Consider the following 19,298-nt stretch of genomic DNA (forward strand, 5'->3'; position numbering starts at 1 on the left):
GGCTTTTTATTACATACAGCAGGCAAAAATTATTGCTGGCTTTCGCGCTCAGCAATGAAACCCAGTGCTTTATTGATACGGGCGATACTGCGCGCCTGGCCAATCGCGTGAACAGTAACATCCAGCGCCGGAGACTGACCCGCGCCGGTTACGGCAACGCGCAGCGGCATACCGACTTTGCCCATGCCCACTTCCAGCTCATCGGCGGTCGCCTGAATCGCGTGGTGAACGTTTTCCGCCGTCCAGTCCGTGATGGCAGACAGCTTGTCACGCACCACTTCCAGCGGCTGACGCGCAACCGGACGCAGGTGTTTTTTCGCCGCATCTGCATCGAATTCATCAAACTCTTCATAGAAATAACGGCAGCTTGCCGCCATCTCTTTCAGCGTTTTGCAGCGCTCGCCGAGCAGTTTCACCAGCTCAAACAGCTGCGGGCCGGTATGGGTGTCGATGTTTTCCTGCTCAATGTGCCACTGCAGGTGCGTCGCCACATATTCGGGATCCAGCGTATTGATGTAGTGATGGTTCAACCACAGCAGCTTGTCGGTGTTGAACGCGCTCGCCGATTTGCTTACCGCGCCGAGTGAGAACAGTTTGATCATCTCTTCGCGGGAGAAAATCTCCTGATCGCCGCTCGACCAGCCCAGACGCACCAGATAGTTAAGCAGCGCTTCCGGCAGGTAACCATCGTCGCGATACTGCATGACGCTGACCGCGCCATGACGTTTGGAGAGTTTTTTACCGTCGTCGCCGTTAATCATCGACACGTGCGCATAAACCGGAACCGGCGCGTTCAATGCTTTCAGGATGTTGATCTGACGCGGCGTGTTATTGATATGGTCTTCACCACGGATAACGTGGGTGATTTTCATATCCCAGTCATCAACCACAACGCAGAAGTTATAGGTTGGAGAACCATCAGTACGGCGAATGATCAGATCGTCGAGTTCGAGGTTGCTGAACTCAATCGGGCCACGAATCTGATCGTCAAAAATAACAGACCCCTCCTGCGGGTTGGCAAAACGCACGACGCACGGTTCATCATCAGCATGGTGCGAATGATCGTGGCGGCAGCGGCCGTCGTAACGCGGTTTTTCATTGTTCGCCATCTGCGTTTCGCGCAGCTGCTCAAGGCGTTCTTTCGAGCAGTAGCATTTGTAGGCGGTGCCCGCTTCCAGCATTTCATCGATCACCGCGTTGTAGCGGTCAAAGCGTTTGGTCTGGAAATACGGACCTTCATCCCACTCCAGGTTCAGCCAGTTCATGCCATCCATGATGGCTTCAATTGCTTCCGGAGTGGAGCGCTCGAGATCGGTGTCTTCAATACGCAGCACAAACTCACCGCCATGATTACGTGCAAATAGCCAGGAGTAAAGAGCAGTGCGCGCGCCGCCAACGTGCAGATAGCCGGTGGGGCTTGGCGCGAAGCGAGTTTTGATTTTCATGAAATGGCCTTACGTTTATAAAGATGCCGACCGTCGGCAATAGCTAAAATGAAAGTGGGCGATATTCTATCACTGTGGGCTGATTCCTCAATGTTGTTGCCGCAATGAGGGGGTTATCAGGCTATTTTGTTTAGAAATCATGCTCTCGCGACGCTTTACGCAGCGGTTTGTCTAATTTTACGACGAACGAACAATTTCTTTTGAAAATGCGTTGACTCATTTTCAACTCTCCCTATAATGCGACTCCACACAGCGGGGGTGATTAGCTCAGCTGGGAGAGCACCTCCCTTACAAGGAGGGGGTCGGCGGTTCGATCCCGTCATCACCCACCACGATTTTTGTGGCTTCCGCAGTGTAGATAAGAATGAGAAGTGGGTGATTAGCTCAGCTGGGAGAGCACCTCCCTTACAAGGAGGGGGTCGGCGGTTCGATCCCGTCATCACCCACCACTTTCTCGCCAGCGAATTCTTATCAGTTGAAGTACCGAAGTGGGTGATTAGCTCAGCTGGGAGAGCACCTCCCTTACAAGGAGGGGGTCGGCGGTTCGATCCCGTCATCACCCACCACTTCGGGTCGTTAGCTCAGTTGGTAGAGCAGTTGACTTTTAATCAATTGGTCGCAGGTTCGAATCCTGCACGACCCACCAATGTAAAAAAGCGCCCTAAAGGCGCTTTTTTGCTATCTGCCCTATTTAAAGATTCGAACCTGCAGCAGGTTCGAGTCGAACGCAGTGAGACAACGGAGCCGCTTGCGGCGACGGCCCGAAGGGCGAGCAACGCGAGTCATCCTGCACGACCCACCAATGTAAAAAAGCGCCCTAAAGGCGCTTTTTTGCTATCTGCCCTATTTAAAGATTCGAACCTGCAGCAGGTTCGAGTCGAACGCAGTGAGACAACGGAGCCGCTTGCGGCGACGGCCCGAAGGGCGAGCAACGCGAGTCATCCTGCACGACCCACCAATGTAAAAAAGCGCCCTAAAGGCGCTTTTTTGCTATCTGCAATTTACCATTTGCCTGCCCCATTCCAGCCGTCAGTTGAAATCCATTGATTGCCGACTCGCGCGATTCCCGTTATGCCATCTGTAAATCGATGAATATTTTCCCGCTGCATAATTTTTCTTAAGTCGACATATAAACGTTTAAATTCCTTTCAGGTCAGGCATTAAACCCACCCTGGCAACAATAGAAAAACGAATAAATCACCATTATTTTCAATGGGTAAACATAGTAACGTTTATCCATAATTTATCCTTAATGTCCCGATATGATGCCCGCCGAACGGCCATTCGATGATCACAATTCAAGAAATAGATGATGACGGCCGATAACCATGTTTTATGGCAAAAAGGAGTGTGCAATGACCACAATTTCGACAACAACAGCGTCAATTCAAACGGGTAGCGCGGGAAGTTCTTCATCCGCCAGCAACGATATCGCTTCGCAAATCAGCCGCATTACGCAAAAGATCACCAAGCTGACCCAGCAGCTGAAAGAAGTCGCTAACGGTAGCGGTTCGACTGAAGATAAAAAGAAACAGCAAGAGATGATTCAGCAGCAAATCCAGCAACTGCAAGCGCAGCTGGCACAATTGCAGCGCAAGCAGGCTGAGGAAGCAGAGCAGAAACAAACCCAGCAGCAAGCGAAAGCGGAAGGTGTTAACAAGCCTTCCGACGATCATCAGATTGATGTTTATATCTGAGTAAATAACGGATCGTCCTCACGGGCCTGGTTCAAACACCGGGCCTGTTCTCTGACCACTTCCCATAATGCCTGCGCCGCCCCCGAGAGCGACCTGTTTTTTCGCCGCACCAGCATAATTTTGCGCTGCATATCCGGCACCAGCCTTTTTACCGCCAGCTCGCTTCCCTGCGGCAGCGGCAAGGCGAGTGCGGGCAGAATACTGATGCCAATTCCCGCTTCGACCATCGGAAACAGCGTTGCCGGATGGCCAATCTCCTGCACGATTGTCGCGCGCACGGCAAAATGGCGCAGCGCTGCATCAATAAGCGGCCGACTACCAGACGCGTAATCCTGCACCACTAATTGCGCCCCATCCAACGCCGACCAGGGAACAACGTCAAGCTGCGCCCACGGATGATCGTTGCGGCACAGCAAAAAGAACGGCTCTTCAAGGATCTCTTCGCTCTGAAAATCGTTCACCGGGCCTGGGTCGATAACAATGCCAAAATCCACCTCGCCCTGGCGAATGCTCTCCAGCACCCATTGCTGCGGCCTGTCGTGCAACACAAAATCAATTTCCGGATAGCGCTGGTTGCTGCTGGCGATGCACTGCGGGATCAGGTGCGCCGAAATGGTCTGGCTCGCCGCCACGCGCACCGTGCCAGTCAGTTGCTGCCCGACGCGCCCGGCTTCACGCAGTGTGCTGCTAAGCTCATCCAAGAGTCGTTCGAGGCGCCCGGCCAGTTGATGCCCGGCTTCGGTCAGCACCACTTCGCGGGTGGTACGGTCGAGTAAGCGCACACCGGTTTGCAGCTCCAGCTCTTTCACGCTGTGGCTTACCGCCGACTGGCTGAGGCCGATTATCTCCCCTGCCCGGCTAAAACTTTTGGCCTGCGCCACCGTGACGAAGACGCGTAACTGACGTAAGGAATAATTCATCTTATAAATTCATGAATGGATGCAATAAATCAATTTTATTTCTCAAAGCGGAGAAAGCACAATAGCGACACCGACTTTCAGGAGTGCACATGAAACTTTTCCGTATCCTTGATCCTTTTACGCTCACGCTGGTGTGTACCGTTCTGCTGGCCTCTTTCTTCCCGGCACGCGGCGGCTTTGTTCCGTTTTTCGAGGGGCTGACCACCGCCGCCATTGCGCTGCTGTTTTTTATGCATGGGGCGAAGTTGTCGCGCGAGGCGATCATTGCTGGCGGTAGCCACTGGCGTTTACACCTTTGGGTAATGTGTAGCACGTTTGTGCTTTTCCCGGTGCTCGGCGTGCTGTTTGTCTGGTGGTCGCCGGTGAATGTCAGCCAGGAGCTGTATACCGGCTTTCTGTATTTGTGCATTCTGCCTGCGACCGTTCAATCGGCGATTGCCTTTACCTCGCTGGCGGGAGGTAATGTCGCGGCGGCGGTTTGCTCAGCATCGGCCTCCAGCTTACTCGGCATCTTCCTGTCGCCGCTGCTGGTCGGCCTGCTGATGGATCTGCACGGCGCTGAAGGCAGCCTTGAGCAAGTGGGTAAGATCATGCTGCAACTGCTGTTGCCGTTTGTGCTTGGTCATCTTTCTCGCCCGTGGACCGGCGCTTTTGTGGCGAAACATAAGAAGTGGATTTCAAAAACCGACCAGACATCGATTCTGCTGGTGGTTTACTCCGCCTTTAGCGAAGCGGTGGTGAACGGTATCTGGCATAAAGTAGGCATCGGCTCACTGCTGTTTATTGTCGTGGCGAGCCTGGTGTTGCTGGCGATTGTCATCGTGGTGAACGTGGTGGTGGCGCGTAAGTGCGGGTTCAACAAAGCCGATGAAATCACCATTGTTTTCTGCGGTTCGAAAAAGAGCCTCGCCAACGGTATTCCTATGGCCAACATCCTGTTCCCGACGTCGGTGATCGGAATGATGGTGCTGCCATTGATGATCTTCCATCAGATTCAGTTGATGGTCTGCGCCGTGCTGGCGCGCCGTTATAAACGTCAAACGGAGCAACAGCAGGCGCAGGAAGCGGCGAAAGCCTAACCGCGCTTCAGGGGCTGCACCAGGTGGCTCAGCCCTTCCGTTTTGATAAGTAACGTTATCTGCATCAACTCGCCCAGCCGCCCGGCGGGAAACGAATCCTTCCGGGCAAACCACAGCAGATACTCTTCGGGGAGATCGATAAGCCGCCGCCCCTGATATTTACCAAACGGCATGACGGTATTGGCGATCTCGACGAGCTGCTCCTTTTCCATTTACGCTCCCAGCAGGCGGATCATCTCGGCTTCGTCGATAACCTCGATACCGAGTTCCTGCGCCTTCGCAAGCTTAGACCCCGCCGCTTCCCCGGCAATCACCAGATCCGTTTTCTTCGACACGCTGCCGGCAACTTTTGCGCCTAACGCTGTTAAACGTGCTTTGGCGTCATCGCGCGAAAGCTGACTCAGGCTACCGGTCAGCACGATCGTTTTCCCGGCAAACGGGCTGTCGATCTCTTCGGCTTTGACAATAACCGGCGCAGGCCAGTGAATGCCAACATCCTCGACCAACTGGCGGATAACCTCGCGGTTGCTCTCTTCATTGAAGAAATTGTCCACGTGCTTCGCCACGACAACCCCAACGTCAGGCACTTTTTGCAGCTCATCAACAGATGCTGCCATCAGCGCCTCCAGCGTACCAAAGTAAGCAGCCAGACCGGCGGCCGTGGCTTCGCCAACCTCGCGAATACCGAGCGCGTAGAGGAAACGGGCAAAGGTCGTCTCTTTGGCTTTCTCCAGCGCATTGACCACGTTTTGCGCCGATTTGGGCCCCATACGATCAAGGCCCGTCAGCTTACCGGCCGTCAGTCGGAACAGATCGGCCGGCGTGTGGACGTACTCTTTTTCAACCAGTTGGTCGATGATCTTGTCGCCCATACCGTCGACATCCATCGCGCGACGGGAGACAAAATGCTTCAGCGACTCTTTACGCTGTGCACCGCAGATTAACCCGCCGGTACAGCGGGCAACGGCTTCACCTTCAACACGCTCAACATCGGAACCACACACCGGGCAGTGCGTCGGGAAAAGTACTTCACGGGTGTCTTGCGGACGCTCGGAAAGCACCACATTGACCACCTGTGGGATCACATCCCCGGCACGGCGAATCACTACTTTATCGCCAATACGCAGACCCAGACGGTCAATTTCATCGGCGTTGTGCAGCGTTGCATTACTGACCAGCACCCCGGCAACGTGTACCGGCTCAAGCCTGGCGACAGGCGTAATCGCCCCGGTGCGCCCGACCTGGAACTCAACATCACGCACAAAGGTCATCTGCTCCTGCGCCGGGAATTTGAAGGCGACGGCCCAGCGCGGCGCACGGGCGACAAAGCCAAGCTGTTCCTGCAAATCGAGCGAGTCGACTTTAATCACCACGCCGTCAATATCAAAACCAAGCGTTGGGCGATCGGCCTCAACCTGATGGTAGAAGGTCAGCACCTCTTCCGGCGTGCTGCACAGGCGTATGCGATCACTTACCGGCAGCCCCCAGGCTTTGAACTGCTGCAAGCGACCCAGATGGCTGCGCGGCAATTCGCCGCCTTCGAGAATGCCGATGCCATAGCAAAAAAAGGTCAGCGGGCGTTTGGCGGTGATACGCGGATCGAGCTGGCGCAATGAGCCTGCGGCCGCGTTGCGCGGGTTGGCAAAGACTTTCGCCCCGGTACGACGCGCATCTTCGTTGATTTTTTCAAAACCCGATTGCGGCAAAAACACTTCACCACGCACTTCAAGACGGGCGGGAATATTGTCACCGTGCAGCTTGAGCGGGATAGCGCGGATAGTGCGCACGTTGGTGGTGATATCCTCGCCGGTTGTGCCATCGCCGCGCGTTGCCGCACGCACCAGCACACCGTTTTCGTAGAGAATACTGACCGCCAGACCATCGAGCTTTAGCTCGCAGCAGTAGGTGAGCGCGTCGGTGCTTTTCAGCCTGTCCTGCACCCGTTTGTTGAAAGCAAGGAAACTCTCTTCGTCAAACACGTTGTCCAGCGACAGCATCGGCACTTCATGACGTATCTGGCTAAAAGCGGTAAGCGGCGCTGCACCAACTCGCTGCGTCGGCGAATCCGGTGTCACTAAATCCGGGCGCTGCGCTTCAAGTTCACGCAGTTCACGCATCAGACGATCGTACTCGGCGTCCGGGATCTCCGGCGCATCCATAACGTGGTACAGATATTCATGATGGCGAAGGCTGGTTCGCAGTTCTGTCAGTTGTTGTTCAATTGAGTCCATATCGCACCATCAATGATAAAAAACCCCCGACTGGCGGGGGTTCTGGAAGGAAATAATGTTGGTGGTTCCGTTACGCGTTGGCGTCTTTGACCTCGCGAATACGATCCTGGTATTCACGTAATTTCTGCGGCGTCATCATCCGACGCTGATCGTCCAGCACCACGCCGCCGACTTCGTCGGCAATATGCTGTGCGGATTGCAGCATCAGTTTAAAGTTTTGCAACTCATCACCATAGGAAGGCACCTGCATAAAGATAGTGACACCAGGCGTTGCCATCTCGCTCATCGTATCGACATCAAACGTGCCGGGGTTCACCATATTTGCCAGGCTGAAAAGCGCCGGGCCACTGCCGTCCGGGCTAAGATGACGATGGAAGATGCTCATATCGCCGAATTTGAACCCGGCCTGCAAAATGCTGTTCAGCAGCACTTCGCCATTCAACGTGCTGCCATGGTGCGCAGCAACGTTCATGATAATCACGGTTTCTTTGCGCTGCGGTTTTTCCACCGGTGCTTCGACAACCGGTTCAGGTTCCGGCTGAGGCGCGGGTTCCTGAATCTGCGGTTGAGGCTGATACTGCGGCGCGGGCTGCTGAGGCGCCATTGGCTGCTGTGGCGCGGCAGGCTGTTGCGGTGCATGACGCACCGGATGGGATTCAACGACAGGTGCCTGCGCAGGGCGCTCCGGCTGCTGCTGAGAATAAGGCTGCTGCACGTGGTGCGGTGGCTCTGCAGGTTGAGCAGGCGGTGCCGAAGGGCGTGGCTGTGCCGAAGGGCGTGGCTGTGCCGACGCATAAGGCGGCTGATATTGGTGCTGACGGGGCGCATCCTGTTCGTTACTGGCTCCTGGCGCGTGGTTCACTTTGTGAACACGCACTTCACCTACGCCTTCGTCTTCTTCGACATCTTCGTCGTCCAACTCGTCGTCGTCACGTCTCGACTTCATGCGTTTTAATGGGCGATCCCGGAACATGGATGAACGTTCTTTGCGACTGGTCCAAAACCCATGAACCAGCAAAGCAATTATGGCGATCGCGCCAACAATGATTAATATCAGACGCAAATCCTGCATCATTATATTCTCTGTTGTTCTAACACCTTGCCACCACGGCAAACATTTACTCACTAAGAGTATTTGCCCATTACGTCAAGTGCAAGTGCGCGCGTGTCTTTCACAGCATAAAGATGAACGAAATTGTGCTTTTTGCTGTTTTTTCGAACATTTCCGAACGGGTTTCCCCCGTATGATGAATATTATAAGCTGCAGTTTTAGGTCGTCATAAAAGGAGTATGGCCAGATTATGGTTTCCTCATCCCCGTCTGTTGCTCGCAGCGGCATGTTTTACTTTTCCCAGGGCTGGAAACTGGTCACGCTGCCAGGCATTCGACGCTTTGTGATCTTGCCGTTAATGGTGAATATTTTGCTGATGGGCGGTGCGTTCTGGTGGTTATTTACCCGGCTCGATAGTTGGATCCCTTCGCTGATGAGCCATGTGCCGGACTGGCTGCAATGGCTTAGCTATTTATTATGGCCAATTGCCGTTATCTCAATTCTGTTGGTATTTGGCTACTTCTTCTCAACCCTTGCGAACTGGATTGCCGCTCCCTTTAATGGCTTGCTGGCAGAACAACTGGAAGCGCGCCTAACCGGTGCGACACCGCCCGACGTCGGCGTTTTTGGACTGCTCAAAGATGTACCGCGTATCATGAAGCGCGAATGGCAAAAACTGGCCTGGTATCTGCCCCGCGCCTTGCTGTTGCTGATACTTTATTTTATTCCCGGTATTGGGCAAACCGTCGCCCCGGTGCTGTGGTTCCTGTTCAGTGCGTGGATGCTGGCGATCCAGTATTGCGACTATCCATTTGATAACCATAAGGTGTCGTTTAAAGCGATGCGCATTTCCTTGCGTGAACGCAAGGTTATTAATATGCAATTTGGTGCGCTCACCAGCCTGTTTACGATGATTCCGGTGCTGAATCTTGTTGTGATGCCCGTAGCGGTGTGTGGCGCAACGGCAATGTGGGTCGATTGCTACCGGGAAAAACACGCAGCATGGCGATAAGGATTTATTCCGTTTCTTATTCCATACTGATTAGCATTATTTCGCCTCAGCATATAGATATGCAATTTCCTTACTTCCCCATCAACAGTAAGTGCGTATGCTGAGGTGGTTCCCAAATTCATACAGTTAAGGACGGGCTATGAGTAAGATTTTTGAAGACAACTCGTTGACGATTGGTCATACGCCGCTGGTTCGACTGAACCGCATCGGTAACGGCCGCATTCTGGCGAAGGTCGAATCACGTAACCCAAGCTTCAGCGTAAAATGCCGTATCGGTGCCAATATGATTTGGGATGCCGAAAAACGCGGTGTGCTGAAACCGGGCGTAGAACTGGTTGAACCAACCAGTGGCAACACTGGGATCGCGCTGGCTTATGTCGCGGCTGCACGCGGCTACAAACTGACGCTGACCATGCCGGAAACGATGAGTATCGAACGCCGTAAGCTGCTGAAGGCATTAGGCGCGAACCTGGTGCTGACAGAAGGCGCAAAAGGCATGAAGGGCGCAATCCAGAAAGCGGAAGAAATTGTCGCCAGCGATCCGGCGAAATTCCTGCTGTTGCAGCAATTCAGTAACCCGGCTAACCCGGAAATTCATGAAAAAACCACCGGCCCGGAAATCTGGGAAGATACCGATGGCCAGGTTGATGTGTTTATCTCCGGTGTGGGCACAGGCGGTACGCTGACTGGCGTCAGCCGTTATATCAAAAATACCAAAGGCAAAACTGACCTGATCACCGTCGCAGTCGAGCCAACTGATTCTCCGGTTATTTCCCAGGCGCTGGCAGGCGAAGAGCTGAAACCTGGCCCGCACAAAATTCAGGGCATCGGCGCGGGCTTTATTCCCGGCAACCTGGATTTGAAACTGATCGATAAAGTTGTCAAAATCACCAACGAAGAAGCCATCAGCACCGCGCGTCGTCTGATGGAAGAAGAAGGTATTCTGGCGGGTATCTCTTCGGGTGCTGCCGTTGCGGCGGCGCTGAAATTGCAAGAAGACGAAACCTTTACCAATAAGAATATCGTGGTGATTCTGCCTTCTTCTGGCGAGCGTTATTTGAGCACTGCGTTGTTTGCCGATCTGTTTACTGAAAAAGAATTGCAACAGTGATGCCAGATTGTTAAATCAGCTCAAAAAAGCACCCATCGCGGTGCTTTTTTGTGGCATATATCAAATTTTTGTCCTACCTGGCATTGCCTGAAACCTCCTGGTCTGGTATTTAACCATCACATTTATTTTGATGCGCGAAATTAATCGAAGGCAAGATTTCACCAAGCTGAATCGATTTTATGATTTGGTTCAATTCTGCCTTTCGCTGCATAATGTTTAATGACGAGCGAAACGTCAGCAGCCAGAAGCGCCAGCGTTTGGTTGCGCCAGGCAGGCTTCTGTAGTTTGTCCCGTTGCGCCGGCGCTAACAATACAGGCTAAAGTCATGCCGCCAGGCTAGACTTTAGTTCCACAACACTAAACCTATAAGTTGGGGAAATACAATGTTCCAGCAAGAAGTTACCATTACCGCTCCGAACGGTCTGCATACCCGCCCTGCTGCTCAGTTTGTTAAAGAAGCAAAAGGCTTCTCTTCTGAAATCACTGTGACTTCTAACGGCAAAAGCGCTAGCGCGAAAAGCCTGTTCAAACTGCAAACTCTGGGCCTGACTCAAGGTACTGTTGTGACGTTGACCGCTGAAGGCGAAGACGAGCAAAAAGCGGTTGAGCATCTGGTTAAACTGATGGCAGAACTTGAGTAAGTTTTACTTACGAGTTCTTTTCAAGATCAGTCACAAGTAAAGGTAGGGTTATGATTTCAGGCATTTTAGCATCCCCGGGTATCGCTTTCGGCAAAGCACTGCTGCTGAAAGAAGACGAGATCGTCATCGACCGGAAGAAAATTTCTGCCGACAAGGTTGACCAGGAAGTTGAGCGTTTCCTGAGCGGTCGTGCCAAAGCATCGGCGCAGCTGGAAGCAATCAAAACGAAAGCGGGTGAAACTTTCGGTGAAGAAAAAGAAGCCATCTTCGAAGGGCATATTATGCTGCTGGAAGATGAGGAGCTGGAGCAGGAAATCATAGCCCTGATTAAAGATAAGAACATGACTGCCGATGCGGCAGCGCATGAAGTTATCGAAGGTCAGGCAACAGCCCTGGAAGAGCTGGATGATGAATACCTGAAAGAACGTGCCGCTGACGTACGTGACATCGGTAAGCGTCTGCTGCGCAACATCCTGGGTATGCCGATTATCGATCTGAGCGCGATTCAGGAAGAAGTGATTCTGGTTGCGGCCGATCTGACCCCGTCAGAAACTGCCCAGTTGAACCTGAAAAAAGTGCTTGGTTTTATCACTGATATCGGTGGTCGTACTTCCCACACGTCTATCATGGCGCGCTCCCTTGAGTTGCCAGCGATTGTGGGCACCGGTAGCGTCACCACTCAGGTCAAAAATGGCGATTATCTGATCCTCGATGCGGTTAACAACAAAGTCTACGTTAACCCGAGCGATGATGAGATTGAGACACTGCGCGCGGCGCAGGCTCAGGTTGCTGAAGAGAAAGCCGAACTGGCGAAACTGAAAGATCTGCCGGCGATCACCCTTGATGGTCACCAGGTGGAAGTGTGCGCCAACATCGGTACCGTTCGCGATATCGCGGGCGCTGAGCGCAATGGCGCTGAAGGTGTTGGTCTGTATCGTACCGAATTCCTGTTCATGGATCGCGACGCTTTGCCGACTGAAGAAGAGCAGTTTGAAGCCTACAAAGCGGTGGCTGAAGCGTGCGGTTCTCAGGCAGTTATCGTCCGCACCATGGACATTGGCGGCGACAAAGAGCTGCCGTACATGAATTTTCCGAAAGAAGAGAACCCGTTCCTGGGTTGGCGTGCAGTGCGTATCGCCATGGATCGTAAAGAGATCCTGCGCGATCAGGTACGTGCTATCCTGCGCGCTTCCGCTTTCGGCAAACTCCGTATTATGTTCCCGATGATCATCTCAGTTGAAGAAGTGCGTGCACTGAAGAAAGAGATCGAGATCTACAAACAAGAATTACGCAACGAAGGCAAAGCCTTTGATGAGAAAATCGAAATTGGCGTGATGGTGGAAACCCCTGCCGCCGCGACAATTGCCCGCCATCTGGCGAAAGAAGTCGATTTCTTTAGTATCGGTACCAATGATTTGACGCAGTACACCCTGGCGGTTGACCGTGGTAATGATATGATTTCACATCTTTACCAGCCGATGTCACCGTCTGTTCTCACCCTGATCAAGCAAGTTATTGATGCTTCTCATGCGGAAGGCAAATGGACTGGCATGTGTGGTGAGCTTGCTGGCGACGAACGTGCTACACTTCTGTTGCTGGGGATGGGTCTGGATGAATTCAGTATGAGCGCCATTTCTATCCCGCGCATTAAGAAGATTATTCGTAACACAAACTTCGAAGATGCGAAGGTGTTAGCAGAGCAGGCTCTTGCTCAACCGACAACGGACGAGTTAATGACGCTGGTTAACAAGTTCATTGAAGAAAAAACAATCTGCTAATCCACGAGATGCGCCCAAATTACTGCTTAGGAGAAGATCATGGGTTTTTTCGATAAACTGAAATCTTTGGTTTCTGATGATAAAAAAGACACCGGAACCATTGAGATTATTGCCCCACTTTCTGGCGATATCGTCAACATTGAAGATGTACCGGATGTTGTATTCGCTGAGAAAATCGTTGGTGATGGCATTGCTATCAAACCGACCGGTAACAAAATGGTAGCCCCGGTTGATGGTACTATCGGTAAAATCTTTGAAACCAACCATGCCTTCTCTATCGAATCCGATAGCGGCATTGAACTGTTTGTTCACTTCGGTATCGACACCGTTGAACTGAAAGGTGAAGGTTTCAAACGCATCGCAGAAGAAGGCCAGCGCGTAAAAGTTGGCGACCCGGTAATCGAATTTGATCTGCCGTTGCTGGAAGAGAAAGCCAAGTCAACTCTGACGCCGGTGGTTATCTCCAACATGGACGAAATCAAAGAGCTTATCAAACTTTCTGGTAGCGTAACTGTGGGCGAAACCCCGGTGATCCGCATCAAAAAGTAATGCGTAATGCATAAAAGAATGGCGCCGAAAGGCGCCATTTTTGCTTTACTGCGGCGGTAAAATCAGCTCGTCATAGCCTTTTTCCAGCGTATATCCCATCACTTCTACAACCCGATCGCCCGCAGCCTGTATCGCCACATCAAGCGCTTTTCCCTGAACAATGCCGCTCACCAGTTCAGAACAAAACAGGTCGCCTGTACCTTTGAGATCGGTCGCCACACGCGGATAACCACTCACATGAACCGCATCAGCGGTAACCAGTACGACATGGATTTGCTCATCCTGTTGCTCAACCGGCGCACTGGTGATCGCCACCCAATGCAGCGATTCCGATAACAGGCCTTTTGCCGCCTCAATCGCACTTTGCAAATCCCGGCACGGTTTACCACTCAGCACTTCCAGCTCGAACACATTTGGCGTAATACCCTGTGCCAGAGGCAGCAAATGTTCACAATATGCCTGCGGAATTTCTGGTTTTACGTAGATACCACTATCGGTATCGCCGATCACCGGATCAACAAGAATCAACAGTTGCGGATGTTTTTCCCGCAGCACCGTGAGCCACTGTGCCAGCAGTTTTATCTGGCTGGCGCTGCCCATATAACCGGTGGTAACAGCTTTAACGCTGCGCAGGACATCACGATCTTCCAGCGCCTGTAAATAGCCGCTAAACCACTCGTCGGGAATGACGCCACCGTAAAAGGTGTCATAGTGCGGCGTATTGCTAAAGAGCACCGTCGGCACGGCCAGTACGTTCAAATGATGCTGGCGAATATTCGGCACCGCGATGCTGTTGCCAACGCTACCGTAGACAACCTGCGATTGTACGGCAACGATATCGGCCTGCTGCGCCCGGGTCTTATCCCTGAACAGGATCATCTCCATTCGGTCTCCTTAACGGGTTAAATCCCCGCGCCCTGCGAATAACTCTCTTCACCAAATACGCCAGTAGAAAGATAGCGATCGCCGCGATCGCAGATAATAGCGACGATCACCGCGCCCGGATTTGCTTTCGCCACCCGCATTGCCCCTGCTACTGCGCCGCCGGAACTGACACCGCAGAAAATCCCTTCCCGCACCGCCAGCGCGCGCATGGTATTTTCCGCTTCGCGCTGATGGATATCCAGCACCTCATCAACCAGAGAAGCGTTAAAAATGCCCGGCATATACTCGGCAGGCCAGCGGCGAATACCGGGAATACTGCTGCCTTCTTCCGGCTGCAAACCGACAATCGTCACTTTTTTATCCTGTTCGCGCAGAAAACGCGATACCCCGGTAATGGTACCGGTAGTGCCCATACTGGAGACAAAATGCGTGATTCGCCCGCTGCTCTGCCGCCAGATTTCCGGGCCGGTGGTAGTGTAATGTGCGTAGGGGTTATCCGGGTTGTTAAACTGATCGAGCAGCTTACCTTCACCGCGCGCCGACATGGCCAACGCCAGGTCGCGCGCCCCTTCCATCCCCTGCTCTTTGCTGACCAGAATCAATTCCGCACCGTAGGCGCGCATCGCGGCACGGCGCTCCTGGCTCATATTGTCCGGCATCAGCAATTTCATGCGGTAGCCTTTCAGCGCGGCGATCATCGCCAGCGCAATACCGGTGTTACCGCTGGTCGCTTCAATCAGTACGTTGCCGGGTTTGATCTCCCCGCGCTTTTCCGCCTGCACGATCATCGACAGCGCCGCTCTGTCTTTTACCGATCCCGCCGGATTGTTGCCTTCCAGCTTGACCCAGATTTCACTACCGTTGTCCGGGCTCAGTCGTTGCAATTTGACCAGCGGCGTATTGCCAATGGTTTGTTCTAATGTGTTCACAATCGCTGTCCAATAAAAAACCCGGTCGCAAGATGCATACCGGGCTTGTAGGCCGGATAAACCTGTACGCTATCCGGCAGAAACCACGTCTGTTTAAGCTATCAGGCAGAATCCGCCAGAGCAAGTTCTGCTCGGGCCTCAATACGTTCATTACCGTTGTATAAACGAGCATGTTGCAGGCCGACGAACAGGCGCTCACCGCGCTGCGGGGGATGCTCATCACGCATCACCACGGTTAACGGCTCCGGGTTCCAGCCCAGCGGCTGCACCACCAGTTGGGTGTAATGCCCTTTCGGACTGGCTTCCAGCACCTGCACCGGCAGGGGAGAATCGAGACTGGTACGACGGCTGACATCCACTTCCCACGGGCGCAGGAACAGATCGACATCGCCCTGGTAAGCCGGCGTATAACCAAGCGGCCAGCGGTGCGCACCAACGTGGAACTGCCCGCCGCTCACCGTGCCTTTCAGGCGGTTAACCTCCCCCATAAACTCCAGCACAAAGCGGGTTGCGGGTTCGCGCCAGACCTGATCCGGCGCATCCGCCTGTTCAATATTTCCCTGGCTCATCACCACCACGCGATCGGCCACTTCCGTCGCCTCTTCCTGATCGTGCGTCACAAACACGCTGGTGAATTTCAGCTCTTCATGCAGCTGACGCAACCAGCGGCGCAGCTCTTTACGCACCTGCGCATCCAGCGCGCCGAAAGGTTCATCCAGCAGTAAGATTTGCGGCTCAACCGCCAGCGCGCGCGCCAGCGCCACACGCTGTTTCTGACCACCAGAAAGCTGCGCCGGGTAGCGTTCCGCCAGATGTGCCAGTTGCACCATTTCCAGCAGTTGCGTCACTTTCGCTTTGATCGCCGCCGCGTTTGGTCGTTCACGACGCGGCAGCACCGTCAGGCCGAAAGCGATATTGTCGAACACCGTCATATGACGAAACAGCGCATAATGCTGAAACACAAAACCGACCCGGCGCTCGCGCGCATGCAAACGGCTGACGTCAGTGCCGTGAAAACGGATACGTCCGCTGGTCTGATGCTCAAGGCCGGCAATAATACGTAGCAACGTTGTTTTACCGGAACCGGACGGCCCCAGCAGCGCCACCATCTGGCCGGAAGGGATATCCAGAGAGATATCATTCAGCACCAGGGTGCGACCAAAGGACTTCTTAATATTGGCAATCTCAATGCTCATGATTTCCCTCCTGTTGCTGACGTTTTTCCTGATTATTCAAACGCCACTGCAACGCACTCTTTAAAAACAACGTCAAAATAGCCATTAAGGTCAGCAGGGCGGCGGCGGTAAACGAACCGACCGTATTGTAATCCTGCTCCAGTAATTCAATTTGCAGCGGCAGCGACAGGGTTTCACCGCGGATAGAACCGGAAACCACCGACACCGCGCCAAATTCGCCAATCGCCCGCGCATTAGTCAGCACCACACCGTATAACAGTGCCCAGCGAATGTTCGGTAGTGTTACGCGCCTGAACATCTGCCAGCCAGACGCGCCAAGCAGAATCGCCGCTTCGTCCTCCTGGCTCCCCTGGCTCAACATCACCGGCACCAGTTCGCGCACCACAAACGGGCAGGTGACAAACACGGTAACCAGCACCATGCCCGGCCAGGCGAACATAATTTGCAGATTATGCGCATCCAGCCAGCCGCCAAGCGGGCCGTTCGAGCCATAAAACAGCAGGTAGATAAGACCTGCGACCACCGGCGAAACAGCAAAGGGAATATCCAGCAGCGTCAACAGCAACTGGCGACCAGGAAAGTTAAAGCGCGTCACCAGCCAGGCCAGCAACGTGCCGAATATCAGGTTCAGCGGCACCGAGATTAGCGCAATCAATACCGTCAGCCAGATGGCATGCAGCATGTCGGCATCTGCAAGGTTTTGCAGTACCGGAACCAGACCTTTGCTGAACGCCTGTACGAAGATATAAACCATCGGCACAACGAGGATAAACGCAGAAACAAGGACGCCCGTGCCAATCAAAAACCATTTGCCCCAGTTCACCTGAGGCTTGTCATAGCGTTTCAATTCAGTTATTTCCGCCATTAGTGACCTACCACACGCTGACCAAAGCGGCTTTGCAGGGTGTTAATAGAAAACAGCAACAGCAGAGAAGCCGCCAGGATCACCGAGGCAATCGCGCTCGCCGCCGGGTAATCAAACTCCTGCAGACGCACAAAAATCATCAGCGAGGTGACTTCGGTTTTCCAGGCGATGTTACCGGCAATAAAGATCACCGCGCCAAACTCGCCAAGGCTGCGGGTAAACGACAACGCTACGCCCGCCATCAGCGCCGGAGAGAGTTCCGGCAGCACCACTTTGCGAAAACTTTGCCAGCGCGTCGCGCCCAGTGTTTCTGCCGCTTCTTCATACTCCGGCCCCAGCTCTTCCAGCACTGGCTGAATGGTGCGCACGACAAACGGAATGCTGGTAAACGCCATCGCCACCGCAATACCGAGCCAGGTATAGGTCACTTTGATATCAAACTTCGCTAACCACTCACCGTAAAAACCATTCACCGAAAACAGTGATGCCAGCGTCAGACCTGCCACGGCGGTGGGCAACGCAAAAGGTAAATCCATCAACGCATCGAGCAACGTGCGGCCCGGAAAGCGGTAACGCGTGAGGATCCACGCCATCAGCAAACCAAACACGCCGTTAAAAACGGAGGCGACAAACGCCGCAATCAGCGTGACCTTATAGGCGGCCACCACCTGCGGATTAGTGACCACCTCCCAGTATTGCGCCCAGCTCATCTGCGCCAGTTGCATCACCAGCGCGCTCAGCGGCAACAGCAGTATCAGACAAACAAAAAACAGGCTGCTGCCGAGGCTTAAACCAAAGCCGGGCAGCACACGTTTTGATCCTGCAAACATCACTTACGCCCCGCCGCCAGCAACGTGTCCAGCTCACCACCGCTGGCGAAATGGGTTTTCATCACCTCAGGCCAGGAACCAAACTTGTCCTCTACACGGAACAGCGTCGTCTGCGGGAATTTATCGCTCAGTTTCGCCATCACTTCCGGGTTGTTCACGCGATAGTAGTAATCGGTGATGATGGTTTGCGCCTGTGGGCTGTAAAGCCAGGTGAGATAAGCTTTCGCCGCTTTTTCTGTGCCGTTGGCCTTCACATTTTTATCCACCCACGCGACCGGGAATTCAGCCAGGATGTTGACCTTCGGTACGACAACTTCAAAACCCTGCGCTTCATACTGCTTGCGGATGTTATTCACTTCCGATTCAAACGAGATCAGCACATCGCCAAGCCCGCGCTCAACAAAGGTAGTGGTTGCGCCGCGACCGCCGGTATCGAACACCTCAACGTTTTTAAGAAACTGTGTCATAAACTGCTGGGTTTTGGCTTTGTCACCGCCATCCGCCTGATCCGCCGCGCCCCAGGCTGCCAGATAGGTATAGCGCGCATTGCCGGAGGTTTTCGGGTTCGGGAAAATCAGCTTCACGTCGGAGCGCACCAGATCGTTCCAGTCGTGGATGTTCTTCGGGTTACCTTTGCGAACCAGAAACGCCATCGTTGAGTAGAACGGCGAGCTGTTATTCGGCAAACGGCTCTGCCAGCCCGCCGGGATCAAGTTGCCTTTGTCGTGCAGGATCTGCACATCAGTGACCTGGTTATAGGTCACGACGTCCGCTTTCAACCCTTGCAGTATCGCCAGCGCCTGCTTTGAGGAGCCAGCGTGAGATTGCTTAATGGTCAGCTTGTCACCGCCGTTATCTTTCGCCCATTGCTGTTCGAACGGCGTGTTGAGGGCCGCAAAGAGCTCGCGTGATACATCATAAGAGCTGTTAAGCAGTTCCGTCGCTTGTGCCTGAGCGGCCCACAGCGTCAGCGCTGCCAGCGTCAGATATCCTTTTTTCAGTAAGTTAACGGCCATTGCGCACCCTTATAAGCTGATGACATTTCGTCCCTCAGTTTATTTATAACGGGTGTGAAACCT

Annotated in this window: 18 protein-coding genes, 4 tRNA genes and 2 other RNA genes; 13 read left to right on the forward strand and 11 right to left on the reverse strand. The window is 53.5% G+C overall.

From position 1 onward, the window contains the following. Positions 1–29 precede the first annotated feature (29 nt). The gene (gene gltX, locus IP581_RS16190; RefSeq protein ID WP_193820853.1) at positions 30–1,445 is read right to left on the reverse strand and encodes a glutamate--tRNA ligase; all 1,416 of its coding nucleotides are present in this window, start codon (positions 1,443–1,445) and stop codon (positions 30–32) included. Between the two features lie 256 nt (positions 1,446–1,701). Between gltX and IP581_RS16195 the strand changes: the two genes are divergently transcribed. The 7 genes from IP581_RS16195 to IP581_RS16225 all read left to right on the forward strand — a co-directional run bounded on the left by IP581_RS16195 (position 1,702) and on the right by IP581_RS16225 (position 3,142). Next, positions 1,702–1,777: transfer RNA gene (locus IP581_RS16195), tRNA-Val, on the forward strand. Between the two features lie 41 nt (positions 1,778–1,818). Further along, positions 1,819–1,894: transfer RNA gene (locus tag IP581_RS16200), tRNA-Val, on the forward strand. 41 nt (positions 1,895–1,935) lie between these two features. Beyond that, positions 1,936–2,011, forward strand: a tRNA-Val gene (locus tag IP581_RS16205). A gap of 4 nt (positions 2,012–2,015) precedes the next feature. Next, a tRNA-Lys gene (locus IP581_RS16210) sits at positions 2,016–2,091 on the forward strand. 33 nt (positions 2,092–2,124) lie between these two features. Continuing rightward, positions 2,125–2,247, forward strand: a non-coding RNA gene (locus IP581_RS16215) — RtT sRNA. A 33-nt stretch (positions 2,248–2,280) separates the two neighbouring features. After that, a non-coding RNA gene (locus tag IP581_RS16220) (RtT sRNA) lies at positions 2,281–2,403 on the forward strand. A gap of 397 nt (positions 2,404–2,800) precedes the next feature. Further along, the gene (locus IP581_RS16225) at positions 2,801–3,142 is read left to right on the forward strand and encodes a FlxA-like family protein (protein WP_065370409.1); all 342 of its coding nucleotides are present in this window, start codon (positions 2,801–2,803) and stop codon (positions 3,140–3,142) included. Here the strand turns inward: IP581_RS16225 and IP581_RS16230 are convergent. Further along, positions 3,133–4,062 (reverse strand): LysR family transcriptional regulator, encoded by a 930-nt coding sequence (locus IP581_RS16230; RefSeq protein WP_086870899.1) that lies wholly within the window; start codon positions 4,060–4,062, stop codon positions 3,133–3,135. The genes IP581_RS16225 and IP581_RS16230 overlap by 10 nt on opposite strands. 89 nt (positions 4,063–4,151) lie before the next feature. On the opposite strand from IP581_RS16230, the gene IP581_RS16235 reads away from it, so the two are divergent. Continuing rightward, positions 4,152–5,141, forward strand: a complete 990-nt coding sequence (locus IP581_RS16235; RefSeq protein ID WP_193820854.1) for a bile acid:sodium symporter family protein — start codon at positions 4,152–4,154, stop codon at positions 5,139–5,141. Here IP581_RS16235 and IP581_RS16240 read toward each other — a convergent pair. The 3 genes from IP581_RS16240 to zipA form a co-directional block, all read right to left on the reverse strand. Then, a complete protein-coding gene (locus tag IP581_RS16240; protein ID WP_065370407.1) occupies positions 5,138–5,353 on the reverse strand; it encodes a DUF3820 family protein in 216 nt (71 codons plus the stop codon). The two genes, IP581_RS16235 and IP581_RS16240, sit on opposite strands and share 4 nt — an antisense overlap. Beyond that, entirely contained in the window at positions 5,354–7,372 is a 2,019-nt protein-coding gene (gene ligA, locus IP581_RS16245) for an NAD-dependent DNA ligase LigA (RefSeq protein WP_193820855.1), read from the reverse strand. A 70-nt stretch (positions 7,373–7,442) separates the two neighbouring features. Continuing rightward, the gene (gene zipA / locus IP581_RS16250) at positions 7,443–8,447 is read right to left on the reverse strand and encodes a cell division protein ZipA (RefSeq protein WP_193820856.1); all 1,005 of its coding nucleotides are present in this window, start codon (positions 8,445–8,447) and stop codon (positions 7,443–7,445) included. 226 nt (positions 8,448–8,673) lie between these two features. Between zipA and cysZ the strand changes: the two genes are divergently transcribed. The 5 genes from cysZ to crr all read left to right on the forward strand — a co-directional run bounded on the left by cysZ (position 8,674) and on the right by crr (position 13,514). Next, the gene (gene cysZ, locus IP581_RS16255) at positions 8,674–9,435 is read left to right on the forward strand and encodes a sulfate transporter CysZ (RefSeq protein WP_193820857.1); all 762 of its coding nucleotides are present in this window, start codon (positions 8,674–8,676) and stop codon (positions 9,433–9,435) included. Positions 9,436–9,574: 139 nt separating this feature from the next. Further along, entirely contained in the window at positions 9,575–10,546 is a 972-nt protein-coding gene (gene cysK / locus IP581_RS16260) for a cysteine synthase A (RefSeq protein ID WP_086870892.1), read from the forward strand. Between the two features lie 383 nt (positions 10,547–10,929). Then, positions 10,930–11,187, forward strand: coding sequence for a phosphocarrier protein Hpr (gene ptsH, locus IP581_RS16265; protein ID WP_007370907.1), 258 nt, complete (start codon positions 10,930–10,932; stop codon positions 11,185–11,187). Between the two features lie 50 nt (positions 11,188–11,237). Beyond that, positions 11,238–12,965 carry a phosphoenolpyruvate-protein phosphotransferase PtsI gene (gene ptsI, locus IP581_RS16270; RefSeq protein ID WP_086870890.1) on the forward strand — a complete coding sequence of 576 codons (1,728 nt, stop codon included), beginning with the start codon at positions 11,238–11,240 and terminating at the stop codon, positions 12,963–12,965. Between the two features lie 39 nt (positions 12,966–13,004). Beyond that, the gene (crr, locus tag IP581_RS16275; RefSeq protein ID WP_020454651.1) at positions 13,005–13,514 is read left to right on the forward strand and encodes a PTS glucose transporter subunit IIA; all 510 of its coding nucleotides are present in this window, start codon (positions 13,005–13,007) and stop codon (positions 13,512–13,514) included. Positions 13,515–13,559: 45 nt separating this feature from the next. Here the strand turns inward: crr and pdxK are convergent, their stop codons facing one another. The 6 genes from pdxK to IP581_RS16305 all read right to left on the reverse strand — a co-directional run bounded on the left by pdxK (position 13,560) and on the right by IP581_RS16305 (position 19,235). Continuing rightward, positions 13,560–14,399 (reverse strand): pyridoxine/pyridoxal/pyridoxamine kinase, encoded by an 840-nt coding sequence (gene pdxK / locus IP581_RS16280; protein ID WP_097400321.1) that lies wholly within the window; start codon positions 14,397–14,399, stop codon positions 13,560–13,562. Between the two features lie 17 nt (positions 14,400–14,416). Beyond that, positions 14,417–15,328, reverse strand: a complete 912-nt coding sequence (gene cysM / locus IP581_RS16285; RefSeq protein WP_193820858.1) for a cysteine synthase CysM — start codon at positions 15,326–15,328, stop codon at positions 14,417–14,419. A 101-nt stretch (positions 15,329–15,429) separates the two neighbouring features. After that, complete coding sequence (cysA, locus tag IP581_RS16290; protein WP_193820859.1) at positions 15,430–16,524, reverse strand: sulfate/thiosulfate ABC transporter ATP-binding protein CysA; 1,095 nt, start codon at positions 16,522–16,524, stop codon at positions 15,430–15,432. After that, the gene (gene cysW, locus IP581_RS16295; protein ID WP_097400318.1) at positions 16,514–17,389 is read right to left on the reverse strand and encodes a sulfate/thiosulfate ABC transporter permease CysW; all 876 of its coding nucleotides are present in this window, start codon (positions 17,387–17,389) and stop codon (positions 16,514–16,516) included. The genes cysA and cysW overlap by 11 nt, the downstream gene beginning before the upstream one ends. Further along, a complete protein-coding gene (gene cysT / locus IP581_RS16300; RefSeq protein ID WP_017458920.1) occupies positions 17,389–18,219 on the reverse strand; it encodes a sulfate/thiosulfate ABC transporter permease CysT in 831 nt (276 codons plus the stop codon). Before cysT ends, cysW begins: the two co-directional genes overlap by 1 nt. After that, a complete protein-coding gene (locus tag IP581_RS16305; RefSeq protein ID WP_193820860.1) occupies positions 18,219–19,235 on the reverse strand; it encodes a sulfate ABC transporter substrate-binding protein in 1,017 nt (338 codons plus the stop codon). Before IP581_RS16305 ends, cysT begins: the two co-directional genes overlap by 1 nt. Positions 19,236–19,298: the final 63 nt, after the last annotated feature.

Source organism: Kosakonia pseudosacchari (assembly GCF_015167415.1).
Lineage (GTDB): Bacteria > Pseudomonadota > Gammaproteobacteria > Enterobacterales > Enterobacteriaceae > Kosakonia > Kosakonia pseudosacchari.